This is a genomic window from Acidaminococcus sp. BV3L6, from assembly GCF_000468835.1.
GTDB classification, from domain to species: domain Bacteria; phylum Bacillota; class Negativicutes; order Acidaminococcales; family Acidaminococcaceae; genus Acidaminococcus; species Acidaminococcus intestini.
The window spans coordinates 24,262-43,814 of record NZ_AWUR01000018.1; the positions used below are offsets into that span (position 1 = coordinate 24,262).

Annotated in this window: 16 protein-coding genes and 1 pseudogene; 12 read left to right on the forward strand and 5 right to left on the reverse strand. The window is 49.8% G+C overall.

Annotated elements, in window-relative coordinates; genetic code table 11:
• Positions 1 to 146 precede the first annotated feature (146 nt).
• The 5 genes from HMPREF1246_RS03930 to HMPREF1246_RS03950 all read right to left on the reverse strand — a co-directional run bounded on the left by HMPREF1246_RS03930 (position 147) and on the right by HMPREF1246_RS03950 (position 4,869).
• Positions 147 to 1,310, reverse strand: coding sequence for an MFS transporter (locus tag HMPREF1246_RS03930; RefSeq protein ID WP_016459669.1), 1,164 nt, complete (start codon positions 1,308 to 1,310; stop codon positions 147 to 149).
• Positions 1,311 to 1,511: 201 nt separating this feature from the next.
• Positions 1,512 to 2,732 (reverse strand): MFS transporter, encoded by a 1,221-nt coding sequence (locus tag HMPREF1246_RS03935; RefSeq protein ID WP_021736752.1) that lies wholly within the window; start codon positions 2,730 to 2,732, stop codon positions 1,512 to 1,514.
• A 72-nt stretch (positions 2,733 to 2,804) separates the two neighbouring features.
• A complete protein-coding gene (locus HMPREF1246_RS03940; RefSeq protein ID WP_016459668.1) occupies positions 2,805 to 3,302 on the reverse strand; it encodes a GNAT family N-acetyltransferase in 498 nt (165 codons plus the stop codon).
• A 13-nt stretch (positions 3,303 to 3,315) separates the two neighbouring features.
• A complete protein-coding gene (locus HMPREF1246_RS03945) occupies positions 3,316 to 3,756 on the reverse strand; it encodes a MarR family winged helix-turn-helix transcriptional regulator (protein WP_009015502.1) in 441 nt (146 codons plus the stop codon).
• A gap of 243 nt (positions 3,757 to 3,999) precedes the next feature.
• The gene (locus HMPREF1246_RS03950; RefSeq protein WP_009015501.1) at positions 4,000 to 4,869 is read right to left on the reverse strand and encodes a phosphoribosylaminoimidazolesuccinocarboxamide synthase; all 870 of its coding nucleotides are present in this window, start codon (positions 4,867 to 4,869) and stop codon (positions 4,000 to 4,002) included.
• A gap of 288 nt (positions 4,870 to 5,157) precedes the next feature.
• On the opposite strand from HMPREF1246_RS03950, the gene HMPREF1246_RS03955 reads away from it, so the two are divergent.
• The 12 genes and pseudogenes from HMPREF1246_RS03955 to HMPREF1246_RS04010 all read left to right on the forward strand — a co-directional run bounded on the left by HMPREF1246_RS03955 (position 5,158) and on the right by HMPREF1246_RS04010 (position 18,461).
• Positions 5,158 to 5,427: an ACT domain-containing protein gene (locus HMPREF1246_RS03955; RefSeq protein WP_009016109.1), complete on the forward strand. Its 270-nt coding sequence runs from the start codon at positions 5,158 to 5,160 to the stop codon at positions 5,425 to 5,427.
• A 17-nt stretch (positions 5,428 to 5,444) separates the two neighbouring features.
• Positions 5,445 to 6,806, forward strand: coding sequence for a PFL family protein (locus HMPREF1246_RS03960; RefSeq protein ID WP_021736770.1), 1,362 nt, complete (start codon positions 5,445 to 5,447; stop codon positions 6,804 to 6,806).
• Complete coding sequence (gene nth, locus HMPREF1246_RS03965; RefSeq protein ID WP_021736750.1) at positions 6,806 to 7,438, forward strand: endonuclease III; 633 nt, start codon at positions 6,806 to 6,808, stop codon at positions 7,436 to 7,438. Before HMPREF1246_RS03960 ends, nth begins: the two co-directional genes overlap by 1 nt.
• 24 nt (positions 7,439 to 7,462) lie before the next feature.
• Complete coding sequence (locus HMPREF1246_RS03970; protein ID WP_009016112.1) at positions 7,463 to 8,992, forward strand: hypothetical protein; 1,530 nt, start codon at positions 7,463 to 7,465, stop codon at positions 8,990 to 8,992.
• 9 nt (positions 8,993 to 9,001) lie between these two features.
• The gene (locus tag HMPREF1246_RS03975) at positions 9,002 to 9,391 is read left to right on the forward strand and encodes a hypothetical protein (protein WP_009016113.1); all 390 of its coding nucleotides are present in this window, start codon (positions 9,002 to 9,004) and stop codon (positions 9,389 to 9,391) included.
• A 631-nt stretch (positions 9,392 to 10,022) separates the two neighbouring features.
• Positions 10,023 to 10,241 (forward strand): annotated as a pseudogene (locus HMPREF1246_RS03980) (transposase); the annotation flags it as partial.
• Between the two features lie 517 nt (positions 10,242 to 10,758).
• A complete protein-coding gene (locus tag HMPREF1246_RS03985) occupies positions 10,759 to 11,940 on the forward strand; it encodes an acetyl-CoA C-acetyltransferase (RefSeq protein WP_009016121.1) in 1,182 nt (393 codons plus the stop codon).
• Between the two features lie 42 nt (positions 11,941 to 11,982).
• Entirely contained in the window at positions 11,983 to 13,137 is a 1,155-nt protein-coding gene (locus HMPREF1246_RS03990) for an acyl-CoA dehydrogenase (RefSeq protein WP_009016122.1), read from the forward strand.
• A gap of 249 nt (positions 13,138 to 13,386) precedes the next feature.
• On the forward strand, positions 13,387 to 14,244 hold the full coding sequence (locus tag HMPREF1246_RS03995) for a 3-hydroxybutyryl-CoA dehydrogenase (RefSeq protein ID WP_009016123.1): 858 nt from the start codon (positions 13,387 to 13,389) through the stop codon (positions 14,242 to 14,244).
• Between the two features lie 15 nt (positions 14,245 to 14,259).
• Entirely contained in the window at positions 14,260 to 15,048 is a 789-nt protein-coding gene (locus HMPREF1246_RS04000) for an enoyl-CoA hydratase-related protein (RefSeq protein ID WP_009016124.1), read from the forward strand.
• A gap of 273 nt (positions 15,049 to 15,321) precedes the next feature.
• The gene (locus tag HMPREF1246_RS04005; protein ID WP_021736751.1) at positions 15,322 to 16,695 is read left to right on the forward strand and encodes an aminopeptidase; all 1,374 of its coding nucleotides are present in this window, start codon (positions 15,322 to 15,324) and stop codon (positions 16,693 to 16,695) included.
• Between the two features lie 278 nt (positions 16,696 to 16,973).
• A complete protein-coding gene (locus HMPREF1246_RS04010) occupies positions 16,974 to 18,461 on the forward strand; it encodes an aldehyde dehydrogenase family protein (RefSeq protein WP_021736758.1) in 1,488 nt (495 codons plus the stop codon).
• Positions 18,462 to 19,553: the final 1,092 nt, after the last annotated feature.

The window sequence follows — 19,553 nt, forward strand, 5'->3', positions numbered from 1 at the left end:
TTTGGAAAAGTTTCGTCATGGTTTTTCTTTCTTTTGCGCAAAGGCCCAACAGCCAATATTGGCTGTTGGGCCTTTGTCATAGACTCATGATAGGGTAGAAAGCGATGCATAAAGGTGGAAAAATGAGCTTATTTCGGGTTCTTTCATCAGTTTTCCCTGCGTCTCCAGACAAGATACAAGACAGCAGCCCCGACAAGTACGGCAGGACAAATGACGCCATACATCATGGCATAGCCCCATTCAGCCGCCGCAAGTCCCAGTAAATAGGCCGCTAGGCCGACACTGATGTCAAGAGCCCAAAAATAAGTGGCTGTGGCGACCCCGGCCCGGGAGGGCGGTGCCATGGTCACGGCAAGGGTCTGAAAAGCCGGTGAGAGGGCCCCAAAACCAAGTCCCAGCACGGCTCCTGAAAGCAGCAGCCCCGTGAGACTTGAAATGGATGCAAAAAGGATGAATCCCAGAAGAAAGACGATGAACCCCGGATAAACGATATAATCCGGGCCCTTTGTATCAAAAAGATGTCCAATGACCGGCCGTGTGACGATGATGATGAGGGCAAAGACAACAAAAAAGAGACTTGTTACAGAAGCCAGTCCAAGGCTTCTGGCATAAAGCGGGATAAAGGTGAGCATACCGCCATAGGAAAAAAAGACCAAGCCCCCAAATAAAGAAGGGATGACGGAGCGGGGTTCAATGAGATCTGTTACTGAAAAAGAGCGGAAGGAGGCACTGGGACGGGTCACAGAGGACGGCAGCGCGTTGCAGATCATAGCAATCAGCGTAAAAAGAGCCCCGAGGATCAAAAAGAAAAAGACTGCGGATGGTCCCCAATACTGCATGAGAAGAAGTCCAACGAGTGGGCCTACAACCATGGCAAGATTGGTTGAAAGGGCAAAGTAACCGATGCCTTCCCCTTTGCGTGAAAGCGGCAGGACAAGAGCTGCTACGGCAGCAGCCGCCGTCGATGTGACGCCAAAAATTGCACCGTGTAGGAAGCGCAGTCCAAAGACGGCCGGCAAGGTTCGTAAAAAGAAAAAGGCCGTCATGATGAGAAGGAACGCACATGATCCCGCCACGAGCAGCCTGTGTTTGTTCAAGGAATCAATGATCTTTCCTGCAAACGGACGGCATAAAACGGTCCCCAGCTGAAAATACGTCATGGCAAGGCCCGCGTCCCTTTCGTTTCCATGAAGTTCTTCCAGGATGTATAACGGCATGGCCGCAACCAGCAGATATTGGGATAGAAAATAAAAGAAATTCCCTCCCCCCATAGTCATGAATTGAGGTGTCCATAAACGATCTTTTGACAAATGAAATCCTCCTTATGAATCAGAAAATACGTTGTAATCCTGTCTTATTGTACTGCATGGAAAGAGCTTGTCAAGATTTTGGGCGCGTAGGGGACGGGAAAACTTCTATTTTATTCTATGAGAAATGCTCTATTTGGGAGTGCATAAAAAAGAGGCCCCATATGGGACCTTTTTGATTTATGATTTACAATTGGATCCAATCTATTTCCCTTGTTGATGAGGCAAAATCTTGGCACTTAGATAGGACGCCAGAAGACAAAACACGATATCGATTCCCCAGATGCCTTGATAGCTTCCTGTTGCAGCCACGGTCATGCCGCCCAAAAATGCACTGAGAAAGGCGCCTAGCTGATGCCCTAAAAAAAGGAGTCCCACAAGTGCTGCCGATTGGGCAAGAGGAAAACGCTCCGTGACGATTCCTGACGTCGGCGTAACTGTGGCCCCGCCGGACATGCCGAGACCTATGCAAAAGAAAAGGGCCGACAGGAAAGTTTTTGGCAGGAAAAAGAGATATATGGCTGTCAAACCCGCACGGAAGCCATAGTAAATGGTCAGAAGACGGTTTTTGGAAACATGGCCGGACAAATATCCGGAAATCAGCGCACCAATGACTGTTGACAGACCATAGGCTGCAAAGGCGTGGGCGGCGCGTGGCCTTTGAAGACCATAGGAGAGCAGCTGTGAGAAAAGATGGGCTTCAATCAGCGCCATATGAAAGCCGCAAGTAGTAAATGCTCCCAATAGATATCGAAATTCCGGCCGCTTTAGGGCTCCTTGAAGGAGGAGGCTAAAAGAAGCTTCGGGAACAGGACCTTTTTCCTGAAGATCCGTTCTTTTTAGGGGCTGCGTCAAATAAAAAAGAAAGGGAAGGGTTCCAATCATGATCAGACTGAGCACAACAGAGACTGTCAGGATTCCGCCTACAAGGGAAAGCCTGGAAAGAAGCGGGGAAAAAAAGGTTGAGCCCAGGCCGGCTGCAGCATTGATAAAGCCCGAAATGAGGGCCCCTTTTTGAGGTCCTACGGCGAAAATGACGGTTTCAAGAAGCAGACCAAATGAGATTGCTCCAGCGCCGCAGCCTAGAAATAGACCAAGGGTGAGCACAAGGCCCCAAAGGGAGCGGAAGAGGGACAGCCCCAGTAACCCTAGAAGGAAAAGCCCCACGCCGCTAAGAAGGACGAAACGGTGGGAACGCCTAGCTGCAAGGAGCCCCCAAAAAGGCTGCGAAAGACCAAAGGAAAGCTGCAGGACCGCAATGGCAAAACTCAGGCCCCCATAAGAAAGGCCTGTAGCTTCCCTGAGTGGCTCCAGAAGGATTCCAATATCGCTGCGGATGCCGCCGCTGATGCCATAAAGGAGGACGGCGGATAACCCGCAGAAAAATAGAGAGGGCCCCGAAGCGGGGTGACTGGGTGCCTGCATAGAAAACCTCCGTTTAGACGCAGTCAGATAGGATAAAGGGGAAAACTTGGATGAAAAGCTTCCTCTAAATGATCAGAGAACCTTTTGGAAGGCAATCTTTGTGCTATTATCAAACCAAATTGTTCCCGTATAGACGAACCCCATCTTTTCGAGGATGTGGCGCATGATTTTGTTGTCCTCATCCGTATCGACACGGATGTTTTGAATCCCTTCACGCCTGGCTAAGTTTTCACAGGCCTTGAACATTTCCTGGGAAAGGCCCTTGCCGCGGATGGTGCAGTCGACAGCCATCCGATGGATGACAAGATAAGGCTCGTCATTGAGCCAGTGACCCTGAAGCGTGTCATAGGCAGCCTCGCCGCGGGCATCGATGCCGGCATAGCCGACAATCCGTCCCTGATCCTTGAGCACATAGCCGATGCCGTCTGATAAATCCTTGTTGATATCCGCCATGGCCGGATATCCCGTCTGCCATTGATTGACGCCCTGACTCCTTAGAAAAGCCTTGGCCTCGTTGATGATTTCCATGATGCGAATGGCATCTGTTCTTTCTGCTTTTACCAGTTTCATGCTGCCAGCCTCCTTATTCATGATTTTTCCAATCAATCTGGATATTGGTCCTCAATTTCTGCATGAGATCCAGCAGGGTCCGGACCTCTTCCTGGGAAAACCCCGCAAGACCCACTGCAATCTGGCGATTTTCCTCTTCAATCAATTTTTCATAAAGTTTCTTTCCGATATCCGTTGGATAAAGATGCCACATCCGTTTGTCCGTCTTTATCTTTCGGCGGCTGATGAGATGTGCGTCCTCAAGCTTTTTTACCGCCTTGGCCGTTGTCCCCTTGTCTACGCTGACGAGCTCAGTCAGGTCTGTCTGACAGAGGCCAGGCGTTTCACAGATGCGGGTCAAAAAGATAAATTGGCCGCGTTTGAGTCCATAGGATTGGAACTTCATATCCATCAGGGAATGGATGACGCGGCTGATGGTGCCCAAATGGCGAAGCAGTTCATTGGTCAGGTTCATGGTTCCTCCTTAATAGTTGAACTTTCAACTAAATATAGGATAAACGAAAGAATCCGCCTTGTCAAGATGAAAAAAAGGACTGCCGAAGCGCCATACAGGTGGGAAAATGACCGTTTTTAGGGTTCTTCCAGGCCCCTCATCCTATTTGCCATAATCAGGATCCATTCAGCTTATTCAGGAACAGCTTTCGCTGCTTTTTCCTAAAAAAAACGGCACCGCCAAGCGGTGCCGTTAGTTTTCTTATTAGAATGTTTCACCCGTAATCTTTTCGTAGGCTTCTTTATACTTTTCAATGGTCTTATCAATGACATCCTGGGGCAGGAGATAGTTGCTGTCAGGATTGGCTTTCAGCCAGTCACGGACATACTGTTTGTCGTAGCTGGGCTGGCTCTTTCCAACTTCGTAGCCAGCAAGCGGCCAGAAGCGGGAACTGTCCGGCGTCAGCATCTCATCGCCAAGGACGATCTGACCATTTTCATCAAGCCCAAATTCAAATTTGGTATCGGCAATGATGATGCCCTTCGTGTAGGCATAATCAGCACATTTTTTATAAAGGGCAATGGTCGCCTCTTTGATGGCTTTTGTGTATTCAGCCCCTTTGCCGGGGAAGCGTTTTTCAAGGTATTCCACACACTGGGCTTCGGAGATGTTTTCATCATGATCACCCAGTTCTGCCTTGGTGCTCGGCGTGAAGATGGGTTCAGCCAGTTTCTGGGATTCTTTCAGGCCTGCCGGCAGGGTGATGCCGCAGACGGTTCCATTTTTTTGATAGGATTCCCAGCCGGAGCCGGTAATATACCCACGGACGATGCATTCTACAGGAATCATGTCGAGCTTCTGGCATTTCATGCTCTTGCCGGCAAATTCCGGTGTGCGGAAGAATTCCGGCATATCAGCAGGATCTACGGAAAGCATATGGTTCGGAATGACATCTTTGGTGAATTCAAACCAGAATTTGGAAAGGCGGGTCAGGACGGCCCCTTTATCGGTGATGGTGTTTTTCAGGATGTGGTCGAAAGCGGAAATGCGATCGGAAGCCACCATGATAAGGCTGTCACCAATGTCGTAGATTTCGCGGACTTTACCAGACTTAAAGGGTTTATATTCCTGCATGATACATCCTCCTTGTATTTTGGTATCCTTATCATAGCACAAGGAACTTTATTTGTCGAATGATATCTCTATTTTCTTATAAAATGTTTGTAAAGAATGAAACAGGTAAGCGCTTGTATGACCTTACACATTTTCTTGTCTTTTTCCCTTTTGGATGATTTCTGGGATGGGGGAAAAAGTATGAAGGAATTTCAAACATTGTTCTGAATCCGTTGAAGAGTTTTCATTCCTATCGTATAATAAAAGAACAACTCTATTTTAGTTCTAGTTAAGGAAGGATGGGAGACCATGCGCATTGTCATGACGATTGTGGGAATTGATAAAGTGGGAATCATTGCTCGGGCCAGTGACCTGTTGGCTAAACATCAAGTGAATATCCTCAATATCAATCAAAATATTACGGATGATTTTTTCAACATGGTGCTGATCGGTGACATGAGCAAAGCCACCATCTGTGTTGAAGACCTAAAGGATAAAGCGGCTGCCTTAGGAAAAGAACTGGGCCTTGAGATCCGCGTCCAGAGTGAAGAAATCTTTACGGCTATGCACCGGATCTGATTGCTGAGGAGGTTTCCATGCTGTACAACACAAACGATATCCTTGAAACAACCCGGATGATCACGGAAAATAACCTGGACGTCCGAACCATTACGATGGGCATCAGCCTGCGCGACTGCGCCGACCCTGATGTAACTGTCTGCGCCCGTAAGATCTATGATAAGATTACACGCTGCGCCAAGGACCTGGTCAAGGTGGGGACCAACCTTGAAGCGGAGCTCGGTGTGCCCATCATCCATAAACGCATTTCTGTAACGCCTATTTCCCTTGTAGGTGAAGCCTGCCAGACCGATACCTACGTGCCGCTGGCCAAAGCCCTTGACGACGCGGCCAAAGCCGTTGGCGTCAACTTCATTGGCGGCTTCAGCGCCCTTGTGGAAAAAGGCTGCACCCATGGTGACTCCATCCTGATCGATTCCATTCCAGAAGCCTTGGCCACAACGGATATTGTCTGTTCTTCCGTGGCTGTTGGCTCCACCAAGGCCGGCATCAACATGAATGCCGTGCGCCGCATGGGGGAAGTTGTCAAAAAAACGGCCGATTTGACCCGTGATCAGGATGCTTTAGGCTGCGCCAAACTCGTTGTTTTCTGCAACCCTGTCCAAGACAATCCCTTTATGGCAGGCGCTTTCCACGGCGTTACGGAACCGGAGACAGTCATCAATGTCGGTGTCTCCGGCCCTGGTGTTGTCAAGCACGCTCTCGAAGGCTGCCGTGGGGCCGATATTGGTGTCGTGGCCGAGACCATCAAGAAAACAGCTTTCAAGATTACCCGCGTCGGACAGCTCGTGGCCCAAGAAGCGGCCAAACGGCTGGGAACCCAATTCGGGATCATTGACCTGTCCCTTGCCCCAACGCCGGCTGTAGGTGACAGCGTGGCCCACATCCTTGAGGAAATTGGTCTGGAATGCTGCGGCGCGCCCGGTACGACAGCGGCCCTTGCCATGCTGAACGATGCGGTCAAAAAAGGCGGCCTCATGGCTTCCAGTTATGTCGGCGGCCTGTCCGGTGCCTTCATTCCTGTAAGTGAAGATGCTGGCATGATCCATGCTGTGGAACAAGGGTGCCTCACCATTGAAAAACTTGAAGCTATGACCTGCGTCTGCTCCGTCGGTCTTGACATGATTGCCATTCCTGGCGATACGACGGCAGAAACCATTTCCGCCATCATTGCAGATGAATCGGCCATTGGCATGATCAATAATAAAACCACGGCTGTTCGCGTCATTCCCGTACCGGGCAAGAGCGTGGGCGATAAAGTTGAATTTGGCGGCCTGTTAGGATATGCGCCTATCATTGCCGTCAATACCTTTAAGCCCGATACCTTTATCCATCGCGGTGGGCGCATTCCAGCCCCAGTTAGGAGCCTGACAAACTGATGCGCAAGAAAGAACGCAATAAGCTCATCTTGGAACGTCTTGAAGAAACCTATAAAGGACAGGGAACGGCCCTGCATTATACCACCCCTTTTGAACTCTTGGTGGCGGTCATCCTTTCTGCTCAGTGCACGGATGAACGGGTCAATATTGTTACAAAGCGCCTTTTTCCAAAGTACAACACGCCGGAGAAGCTGGGCGCCCTGACCCTTGAACAAATGGAAGCCCTCATCCATGACTGCGGCCTTTATCATTCCAAAGCACGCAATATCCTTGCTACGTGCCGAAAACTTATTGATGACTTCCATTCCGAGATTCCTCAGGAGATGAAGGCCCTCTTGAGTCTTCCCGGTGTAGGACGCAAGACTGCCGATGTCATGCTGAGTGTGGCCTTTGGAAAACCGGCCATTGCCGTTGACACCCATGTTTTCCGTGTCTCCCATCGGTTGGGTCTTTCCGCTGGAAAAGATCCCCTGGAGACTGAGCATGACCTGCAAAAGCAGATTCCCAAGGAAAAGTGGGGCGAGGCCCATCACTGGCTCATCTGGCATGGCCGTAAGGTCTGCAAGGCCCCTAAACCCCGCTGCAGTGAGTGCCCCGTTTTGGATCTTTGTCCTTCACGGGTGATGGAATAATCAATTTCAGTTAGGAAATCCCAAATGGATAACGTCTACGATTACATCAACGATTTTTATACGAACGACGACGGCTGGAACATGGTCATACCCCGGGATGACGTTGAAACCTATATCCGCAAATGTGCTTGGCAGGGCATGGATGACAAGGCCCTTCAAAAAGAGTGGGACAATCTCAGCATCTTCTGCATCTATCTGGAAAATGATATGTTGGAGATGCAGGATGTAACGGAGGAAATCCTTGTAGGCTGCGTGATTTGGGCCTGCCGCTATATTGTTGAATTCATGGGGACGTACGACGCAATCAAGGCGTTCCTTGACACACTGGAGCGTTTCTTTGTCCTTATGAAGGAACGCGGCGTTCTCATGAGCGTCCTGGCGCCGCACCTTGCAGCGAAAACCCTTTTAAATGAAGATGGGACCGTGGCCATTGTGACATGCCACGGACAGCTGCAAAAAGGGGAGGAGGAATGGGAAACGTGGGTTGGCCCACCCCCAGAAGGCAACATCTTCCTGCATGCCGGTGTGGGACTTGAGGAAATCATGGGAGAAATCAACATGTTCTTCCAGACAAGCCGCTTTACGCCGGACCTTGACCGCGCCATGCGGCTCTACCGGCATGCCGAAGGCCGCCTGGACCTTGAAGGACCGGAAGAAACGGACTTCTGGAAAGGCTTCTGGGATTACTTTCTTTTTAATTATCGGACCATGGATACGGCCGATACGCCCATTTCATTTTTTGCCGAACACAGCGGCACACATTACGAAACCCTTGCCTATGAACTGAGCCGTGCCCGCCTGCGTCTATTTGTCCTCGGTGAGGTCCTTGATGAAACGCGCTGCCTGGCAGAAGACCTGATGACGGGGGATCACTTTTATGTCAATATGACCCCGGAAATGGCAAGTCATCATGACTTGGGGGACGTCATTTTGGGCAATATCTTCCAGAACCAAAGTTTGTGCATGAACTATGAAAAGAGTTTCCGCCTGTCCCCCCTTTCAAGAAATAAGCTTCATACCATCCTGCAGCAATGTCTGGATTGGTTCCTGATTCAGGGCCCTGATCTTACGTGGAGTGACTTCATGGCGGCCAATCCTCTTTTTGTCCGCAGGATTGTTTCCCTTGTGTCAAATAATCCTGCCGCTGTGGCGTTTCCCTATAAGACGGCCATCAAGGACTATAAGCCGCCCCGCATGACCCCCGCGCTGGACCGGTCGGAACAGGCCGTCAAGGAAATCATGGCCGCTGCGGGTTTTGGCATTACGGAGTTTTATTTTGCTCGCCGGCTGTGGCATGATTTTTTGAAGACGGATCCCAACCTTTCTGCCCTTGGGCCGGAACGCTGGGCCGCCGGTATTTTTGAAAACTTCCTTGAAATCAATGAAAAACGGGCTGCCCAGAAGAAACCTTTCTTCTCTGAATCCCTGGGCCTTCCGCAGCATCATATTGCCGAAGCCTACCAGACCATCCGCAGCGCCCTTTCCCTGGAACCATCCGATCCCCGCTATCTGACGGAAGTGGGGTATATGATGATGTTCAGCAATTTATCGTAGGAGGAAACCATGATCTGTTCTCATTGCGGTTTGGAATATCCCGATCATTTGGCGGAATGTCCCAATTGCCATACGCCCAATGACGATATTGCCGCCGAAGTCCTGACGGAAGATGAACGGGACGCTTTTGAAGGCGTGACCATCGATCAGGTTCCCGATTCGGATACATATCGCGTGATGGACCAGGATGACCTAAAACAGGCCCAGGAAGAAGCAAAACCTTTCCGCTTGCGGGTCCTGAACTTCCTTTTGGGCCATCTGGGACTTGTTGCCGTGGGCATCATCGTCTTTTTGGTCCTTCTTATCCCCGTCTTTCTTTCCCTTATGCTTCCTTTTGTGGGATACTTTATCATCATTGCCGCCATTTTTTTTGTCTTGCGGCTGATTGGACTGCGGTAAAGGAGCCCTGAAGAAATGAACGTGTCATTTCTTCAGGGCTCCTTTTGCGTCTATGCTGAAAAATAGGAAGTGCGGCATAAGCGACATCTGTTAGGATGGATCCGCGCCTTTTTGGCTGGCGAAAAGACCTGCCAGTAACCTGTTTCCGTTACCATCAGATCAATCTTTTTTTTGCTTTTCACGTATATTTGTGGACAAAATGACTACTCACGATTGAAAAAGAGCATTAACTCTTCCAAAATATAAGCGACTGAACCATACGTTGGGAGAAAAAATATCCTTTATTCATTATACGATTCAAAAGAATGCAGAATGGTAAGCTATCATTTACTCTGTTTATGCCAGAAGACCCTTTTGATGGCAGCTAGGAAATAGTAATTTGGAGTGAAAGGAAATATACCGACTGTTGACCCCATCATGGTCAGAAAATGTATTCTGATGAACCATTTGCCAACCTAATCTGCGGTTGTGTATGATTATTGCTGCATGCAGGCTCAATTCGGGTAGGAATAGGTGCAGCAAGATTTGATGAGAATAAAATGCATAGGGATAACGACAACGATATGCAAGAAGCATTAAAAGATGCAATTGCTGCAGATAAACCAGTTTTTGAGAGCGGAGGTCCAAGGAAAAGAAGAGCTGCCGTATGTTGAAGATGGCCCGCTGGTCATTCCTAGCCAATGAAGATAAAATGAATTTCAAGGAAAAAGTAGCATTGCAGGATATCTTGGCCGAACACGAGAACCAGGCAATATGTTATTCCATGAAGGAAGAGATGATAGCCCTTTATGAGTTTAGGAGCTATACAAGGCTGTTGCGGGATGGAAGCGCTGGTTTGAAGCTTCACTAGGCAGCGGAATTCAGGCCCTAGTTCTAGTTAGGGCTGCAAAGATAAAAGCGTCCAAAAGGAGAGCCTGCGGATACGGAGATGGCGAGTACTTTTTCACGTTAATTCGCGCCCTTGAATTCCAACCGAAAGAGGTTTACTTTGGAAGTAAACGTGAAGAAACCAAAAGGGACTGTGAAAAATGAGCACTTCTCATTTCGTCACAGCCCCTTTTAGACACCTTGGAACGACGTTGCACTAAGGACAAAAAGAGAAGTCCCTGCAGGAAAAAGACAGGGAAAGGAAGGGGAGGGGGCCTGTTTTTTTCGCCCTATTCAAGGTTTTTTCTTCGATTTCCTCGTAATTTTCACAATTTTTGGTTTTCCCGTTCCATTCAAATCATAATTAGTGTATAATTAAATACATAAGTGAAACCTGAAAATATGAGCCTTGGTTCATATATGTCCTTACCTGTTAAGGCGGCCTTCACTTATCGGTGAAAAGGTCACCGACAACTTGTTGAAGAAGGGATGATTTAGTTATGCGCGAAGTTGTAATTGCAAGTGCTGTAAGAACGGCTATCGGCAAATTTGGTGGCAGCCTGCTTCCCCTGTCTGCCCCTGAACTCGGTGCAATTGTCATCAAGGAAGCCCTGAAAAGAGCTAATGTCCCTGGTGAAAAAGTTGACGAAGTCATTTTTGGTAACGTCCTCCAAGCTGGACTGGGCCAAAACCCTGCTCGTCAGGCATCCATCAAAGCTGGCCTGCCTATTGAAGTTCCTGCTTTTACTGTCAATAAAGTCTGCGGTTCCGGCCTGAAATGTGTGGAACTGGCTGCTCAGTCCATCCTGGCTGGCGATAACGACATCGTCGTTGCCGGCGGTATGGAAAGCATGTCCAACGCTCCTTTTGTTACCAGCGGCAAAGCTCGTTGGGGTCTGCGTATGGGCGACAGCAAACTCGTCGATGTCATGATCAAGGATGGTCTGTGGGATGCGTTCAATAACTATCACATGGGCATCACTTCCGAAAACGTCGCTGAAAAATTCGGCGTAACCCGTGAAGACCAGGACGAAGTTTCTGCCCGTTCCCAGCAAAGAGCCATTGCGGCCATCAAGAGCGGTGCTTTCAAGGACGAAATCGTTCCTGTTACCATCAAAACCAAAAAGGGCGAGACCGTATTTGATACGGATGAATTCCCGCGTGAAGGAACCACGACGGAAATCCTGGCCAAACTGCGTCCTGCCTTTAAACAAGGCGGCACGGTCACGGCTGGCAACGCTTCCGGTCTGAACGACGGGGCTGCCGCCCTTGTCATCATGAGCGCGGAAAAAGCACAGGAACTCGGCATCAAACCGATGGCGAAGATCCTGTCCTATGCTTCTGCCGGTGTCGATCCTGCCATCATGGGCATTGGGCCTATCCCTGCAAGCCGCAAAGCCCTCTCCAAGGCAGGTCTGGAAGTCAAGGACCTTGACCTCATCGAAGCCAACGAAGCGTTTGCTGCTCAGTTCGTAGAAGTCGGCCGTGAGCTGAACTTCGATCCTGATAAAGTCAACGTCAATGGCGGTGCCATTGCCCTCGGTCACCCGATTGGGGCTTCCGGCGCCCGCATTCTTGTAACGCTTCTGTACGCACTGAAAAACCGCGACAAGAAGCTTGGCCTGGCAACGCTCTGCATCGGCGGCGGTATGGGTACGTCTGCTGTTGTGGAAATGTTATAATCATCAATCACTTAAAAAAAGTGGAGAAAGAGGGAATGATTCATGGATTTTAATCTGACTGAAGACCAACAAATGATTAAGGAGCAGGCTGCTGACTTTGCAGAAAGATTCCTGGCTCCGACCATTGAAGAAAGAGACAAGAACCACGTTTGGGACCGCAAGATCATCAACGAAATGATCGAAAATGGCTTCCAAGGCATCTGCTTCCCTGAAGAATACGGCGGAGCTGGCATGGACGTTCTCAGCTACATCCTGGCTGTTGAAGAAATGTCCAAAGTCGATGATGGTACGGGTATCACCCTTTCCGCTTCCGTTTCCCTGTGCGCAACGCCGATCTACATGTTCGGTACGGAAGAACAGAAACAAAAATACCTGACCCCGATCTGCGAAGGCCGCACCATTGGTGCTTTCGGCCTGACCGAACCGTCCGCTGGTACGGATGCTTCCGCTCAGCAGACCACGGCTGTTCTGAAGGGTGACAAATACATCCTGAACGGCTCCAAGATCTTCATCACCAACGGCAGCGAAGCTGAAACCTATGTCATCTTTGCTATGACCGATAAGAGCGCTGGCGTACACGGCATTTCCGCTTTCATCGTAGAAAAAGGCATGCCTGGCTTCCGCTTCGGCAAGATCGAAGACAAGATGGGCGGTCACACCTCCCTGACAGCTGAATTGATTTTTGAAGACTGCGAAGTTCCTAAAGAAAATCTGCTCGGCAAAGAAGGCGAAGGCTTCAAGATTGCTATGCAGACCCTGGACGGCGGCCGTATCGGCGTTGCCGCGCAGGCTCTGGGTATCGCACAGGGCGCCCTCGACGCTGCTGTGAAATACTCCAAGGAACGTGAACAGTTCGGCCGCAGCATTTGCAAATTCCAGGCCCTGAGCTTCAAGATGGCTGATATGGCCATGAAGATCGAAGCTGCCCGTCTGCTCGTTTATCGTGCAGCTAACCTGAAGAACGAAGGCAAACCGTACTCTGCAGCCGCTGCTATGGCTAAGTGCTTTGCTTCCGACGTTGCCATGGAAGTTACGACTGATGCTGTCCAGATCTTTGGTGGTTACGGCTACACCGTTGACTATCCGGCTGAACGCTATATGCGTAACGCTAAGATCACCCAGATCTACGAAGGCACCAACGAAGTTCAGCGTATGGTCATCTCCCGTGATCTCTTGAGCGACAAAAAGAAGAAATAATCTCGCTCGGCATTCCTGCTGATTGATGACACTTTGATCCCTCGCCCCCTATGGGGACGGGGGATATAAAGTATCGATCGTTCTCTGAAAAGTTGTAAATATCTTTCTGCACATTAGAGGGTGCAGAGGGATCGCTGTGGGTATACTGACAGGACCCGGAAGCTGCGCTTGCTTCCAAAACCTTTCGCGGCACTGTTTCCCATGCAGCTATCCACTGCATGAATTTACCCTAAAAGGAGATATTCAGTTATGGAATTAAAGAAAGTTATGGTTATCGGCGCTGGTCAAATGGGCAGCGGTATTGCACAAGTCATGGCTGCTCATGGTGTAGAGGTTGTACTCCGCGATATCAAACAAGAATTTGTTGACCGCGGGATCAAAAATATTGAAAAGAACCTTACGCGCAGCGTAGAAAAAGGCCGCATCACCGAAGATGAGAAAAAAGCGACCCTGGGCCGTATCACCGGTGTTGTTGAGATGACGAAGGAAACCTGCAACGTTCATCTGGCCATTGAAGCAGCTACGGAAAACGTCAAGATCAAAAAAGACATTTTCCAGACCCTTGATGAACTCTGCCCGGAAGATGCCATCATTGCCAGCAACACGTCTTCCGTTTCCATCACCATGCTTGGCGGGTTCACGAAGAGAGCTGATAAATTCATCGGCATGCACTTCTTTAACCCGGCTCCTGTCATGAAATTGGTGGAAGTCACCCGCGGCCTTGCTACGAGCGACGATACCTTCAAAAAAGTGTATGACCTGGCTGCAGCCCTTGATAAGACCCCTGTAGCCGTCAAGGATTCTGCTGGATTTGTCGGCAACCGGATCATGATCCCTATGCTGAACGAAGCCATCTTTACCCTGATGGAAGGCGTTGCCAGCGCGGAAGACATCGATGCCGTTGCCAAACTCGGCTTCAACCATCCGATGGGACCTCTTGCCCTTGCTGACCTTATCGGCAACGATACGGTCCTTGCCATCATGGAAGTCCTCTACAAGGAATTTGGTGATCCGAAATACCGTCCGTGCCCGCTGCTCCGCAAGATGGTCGAAGCTGGTTATCTGGGACGCAAGACCGGCAAAGGATTCTACGATTACAAGAAATGATGGGCGGTGAACAGGATGTATGAATACAAGAACCTGCTTGTTAATACGGCAGAAGACGGCATCACGACGGTAACCATCAACCGTCCGAAAGCCTTGAATGCCCTGGACACGCTGACCCTGGAAGAAATGAAGGACTGCTTCAATCGCCTGGCTTCTGACGTTGCGACAAAATCCGTCCTCATTACCGGTGCCGGCCCCAAATCCTTTGTTGCTGGTGCTGACCTTGGCGCCATGAGCAAAATGACCGTAACGGAAGCCCGCTGCTTCTCCGTCCTTGGTCATGCTGTCTTTAACGCCATTGAACGCATCCCTGTTGCTGTCGTAGCAGCCATCAACGGATTTGCCCTGGGCGGCGGCTGCGAACTGGCCCTTGCCTGTGATTTCCGTTTTGCTTCCGACAACGCCAAATTTGGTCAGCCGGAAGTCAACTACGGCATCATTCCGGGATTCGGTGGCTCCCAGCGTCTGGCCCGCCTTATCGGGACGGGCGAAGCAAAAGAGATGATTTATACTGGGTCCATGATTGACGCTGAAGAAGCCCTGCGGATTGGTCTCATCAACCGCATTACGACTCAGGAAAACCTCATCCCAGAATGCGAAGCCATTCTCCGCAAGATCATGAGCAAAGCTCCGATGGCCATTGCATCTGCAAAAAATGCCATCAATACGGGCATGAACATGGACCTGCGCAGCGGTCTTGCTTACGAAGCACAGGTCTTCGGATCCTGCTTTGCTACGCGCGACCAAAAAGAAGGCATGGCAGCCTTCCTCGAAAAGAGAAAACCTGTCTTTACCAACCGGTAACAAACATCGCGCAAGCGATGATAAAAAGACCGTGAAGCGTGGTGCTTCATGGTCTTTTTGTATGAGAGGGCAACCCGTTTTGCGTAGCGAGGAAAAGGAATCCTACTTTTCGGTAAGGCCGATTGAACAGGCTTTTCGGTGGGAATCAGCCGCTAGCTGCGCGTCAGGCATCAACCTGGCTGAGAAAGCAGCGCGCCATCAAAGATCAAATCCCTTTCCCTTCATCCTTAACCTGTGTTATACTTTTCTCATCATATTGTGAGGAGGAACATCATGAAAACAACATACAGCAGAACCGAATCCGTATGGCAGCGCATGAATAACAGCGAGAAAAAAGCCGTAATGGCCTATGGCGAGAAATATAAAGCTTTTCTTGACAAAGCCCGCACGGAACGGCAGTCCGTCAATTTCATCATAGAAGCGGCCGAAAAAAAGGGATTCAAGCCCCTCTACGACCTGAAGGCCCTTCATGAGGGAGATAAGGTCTATTGGAACCAAAAAGGCAAATCAGTCATCCTTGCCGTGATCGGCAAAGAACCCGTCAAGGAAGGGCTGAAGATTGTGGGCTCCCATATTGACGCACCGCGCCTTGACCTTAAAGGTAACCCCGTCCATGAGCAGGATGGCCTTGTCTACTTCCGTACCCATTACTACGGCGGCATCAAGAAGTATCAGTGGCCCTGCATTCCCCTGGCCCTGTGCGGCGTCATCTATACGCAAAAAGGCAAGAAGCTCGAGGTCAATATCGGCATGGACGAAAATGATCCCGTCTTTTACATTACGGACCTGTTGATCCACATGGCCCAGGACCAGATGAAAAAGACCATGGCCGAAGGCGTGACTGGGGAACAGCTTCAGGCCATCATCGGCTCCCATGCTGGAAAAGAGGAGAAAGTCAAGGACGCCATCTTGAATCTCCTCAAAAAGACCTATGGCATAACGGAAGAAGATTTCACGACGGCTGAACTCGAATTGGTACCGGCCATGAAAAGCCGTGATGTCGGCTTTGATCGTTCCCTCATAGCGGCCTATGGCCAGGACGACCGTGTCTGCTCCTACGCCAACCTGGAAGCCCTGCTTGCCGCCAAACCGGGGACCAAGACCCAAGTGGCCCTCTTTACGGATAAAGAAGAGATTGGGTCCTACGGGAACACAGGTATGATGAGCTCCTATTTTGTGAAGTTTGTCATGAAGATGCTGGCCCTCCAGGGCAGCGGGGCCCTGCTGGACTTTTACGAAACCATGGAAAAGAGCGAAATGCTCTCTGGCGACGTCAATAGCTGCCTTGATCCCATGTTCCCTGAAGTAACGGAGAAAGATAATTCTTCTCTCTGCGGCTATGGCCTTGCCTTGACCAAATACACGGGGGCTCGCGGTAAAGCCGGCAGCAATGACGCCAACAGCGAATTCATCCAAAAAGTCCGTCAAATCTTTAATGATGGCGGTGTAGCGTGGCAGATTGGCGAACTGGGCAAGGTGGACCAGGGCGGCGGCGGAACCATTGCCTTCATGATGGCTGATTGGGGCTGCGAAGTCGTTGACTGCGGAACCGCCATGCTGAGCATGCATTCTCCCTACGATCTCCTGTCAAAAGCTGATGCGTACGAAACCTACCTGGGCTACAAAGTCTTTTTTGAAAGCAAGTAACTGAACATGACTGAACGAACACTGCTTCTTCGGAGGCAGTGTTTTTTTGATAAGGGAAGGAACTGGGGAAACATAGATAATAATGATTCTTAAAATTATAAAAGCATTAAAAAACAAAATGTTGGGTTTTCTGTGAAAAATGAACTGTAACTCAAAAAGGTATAGTATAATATGTTCATCCATCCACACAAGTTAAACGGTGGATGGATAACCTAACAAATCCAATGATCAAAAGTAGTTTTTATGATAGTGATGCAAACTTGAAAGGAGCATGAACGATGCAAAAAGTCGATCTTTTAAAAGAATATGGTCTGTACATCAACGGTGAATTTGTACCCGCCTCAGACGGAACTACGTTTGCCGCCCATAATCCAGCCAATGGGGAAGCCTTGGCTCTGTGCGCCGAAGCCACCAAACAAGACGTGGACCGCGCCGTCAAGGCGGCCCGTGAGGCACTCCCCAGCTGGTCCAAAACCTCTCCCATTGAGCGTCAGAACCTGCTCCTTAAGATTGCGGACATCATCGATGAGAATAAGGAACGGCTGGCCCTTGTGGAGACCCTCGACAACGGCAAACCCATCCGTGAGACCATGGCCGCTGATATTCCTTTAGGCTCGGATCACTTCCGTTATTTTGCCGGCTGCCTGCGCGCATGGGAAGGCTCTGCCACCATGCTTGACGACAACACCATGTCCCTTGTTCTCCATGAACCTGTAGGTGTCGTCGGTCAGGTCATCCCTTGGAACTTCCCCTTTACCATGGCCTGCTGGAAGCTTGCACCGGCTCTTGCTGCAGGCAATACGGTTGTCATTAAGCCGTCTTCCCATACCTCTTTGTCCCTGCTGGAACTGCTCCGCCTCATTGACGGCGTCCTGCCCAAAGGGGTCGTGAACCTCATTACCGGCAAAGGTTCCCGCAGCGGTCAGTGGCTTCTGGATCATCCGGACCTTGATAAACTGGCCTTTACCGGTTCCACAGAAGTTGGTCACGGCGTCTATCAGGCCGCTTGTGACAAACTGATTCCTGTGACTTTGGAACTTGGCGGTAAATCGGCGAATATCGTTTTTGATGACGCTGACCTTAAGCAAGCCATTGACGGTGCCTGCAAGGGCATCCTCTTCAATCAGGGCCAGGTCTGCTGTGCCGGTTCCCGTCTCTTTGTCCAGGAAGGCATCTTTGATGAATTTGTCAGCCACCTGAAAGACACCTTTGAACATGTCCGGATTGGGGATCCGACAGACCCGAATACCCAGCTGGGCGCCCAGATTTATCGTTCCCAGCAGGAAAAAGTCCTGAACTATGTCAAAATCGGCGTGGAAGAAGGGGCAGAACTTGTGACAGGCGGCGAACGCTACACCGAAAATGGCTGTGATAAAGGCTTTTTCATGAAACCAACCATCCTCATCAGCCATACCAATGACTGCCGCGTCTGCCAGGAAGAAATCTTTGGACCCGTTGTGGTCATCCAGAAATTCAAGACCCTTGACGAAGTGATTGACCTTGCAAACGCCAGTGAGTACGGTCTAGGCGGTGCCGTCTTCACAAAGAACATCGATACGGCCCTCAAAGTGGCCCGTTCCGTCCGCACGGGACGGATGTGGGTCAACACCTATAACGACCTGCCCGCCGGCGCACCCTTTGGCGGCTACAAAAAATCCGGGATTGGCCGGGAAACCCACAAAGTCCTCTTGGAACATTACAGTCAGTTGAAGAACATTCTCATCAACCTGCGTGAAGGGGTGAGTGGGATGTATGACATTAAATAAACTTATGAAAAATATCCATAGTTTATGCGGACTTTGCTGAAAAATCTATTGAAAAGTGAACAAAAAGTGCACAAAAAATCCCCGTGAGTGAATCACGGGGTATTTTTTGTTTGAAGGACCTTATTCAGGAGTGCGTCAAAACGGACTGCCGTTTCCGTTGCAATAGCCTTTGTCACGTGGATATAAATCAATTTCGAGGAGTGCAACCTATTTTGAGTAAATCAGCTATTGCACAAAAAAATTTCATTCTCCATACTTAAGGGAATATAGAAAGATTGGGCATCCTACTGGCGCAGTTACCGCTGAATGCGATGCATACAAGATGACCCAAGACTATGGCTGCTAATTCTTTATCGATATTAACGATGAGGACGAATCTGGGTTCATTGCACAGAGGACAATCGGGGCCCAGATTGCGTCGATTTTCTGCACGAGGGGCCTCCACTGGCTGTTCGACAGAAAAATCTATGGAAACAATGGGGCATGACCTATCGTAACCGTATGAAGGATTGTTCCACGATTTACGATAGGTAACGCATGGGTGCTTTCTTGCCGTCTTTTTTATCCGGAGCCAATAGGGGATGACGCCCGGACCCAAACCGCCCCCTGCGGGGGAACGGGTCCGAACTTAATTCGCCCTCAAACATGTTCTTCGGCTTTCCGCTGCGCTCCAAAGCAGCCTCAGAACTCCGGGCGAATCTGCCTCGCTAACCGCTCGCAAGGAAACGTCACTGGCCTTCCTCATCCACCACCGAAAGGGCATGCTTGCCTCATTAAAATGAGGCAACATGCGGCTTTCGGTCCCCCGCCTTGGCAAGGCGGATCGATGCGGCGCATCGAGTCCTAAGGCAAATGGCTGTACACAGGATGTTCCAGCTGCTATCATGATTTCTATATTTCAAAAGCCCCGTCTTACAATAGCTATAAAAAGCTAAGAGCCCAAAACCGAACCTACGACTGCGTTCGGGTTAGGACTTATCTTGCCGTTTTTTCTTACGGTCTTTTGCCTCCGTGTTTTCGCCATGGAGACGGCGAAAGCCAATCCGCCTTACCAAGGCGGATTGATGCTGCGCATCGAGTCCTAAGGCAAAA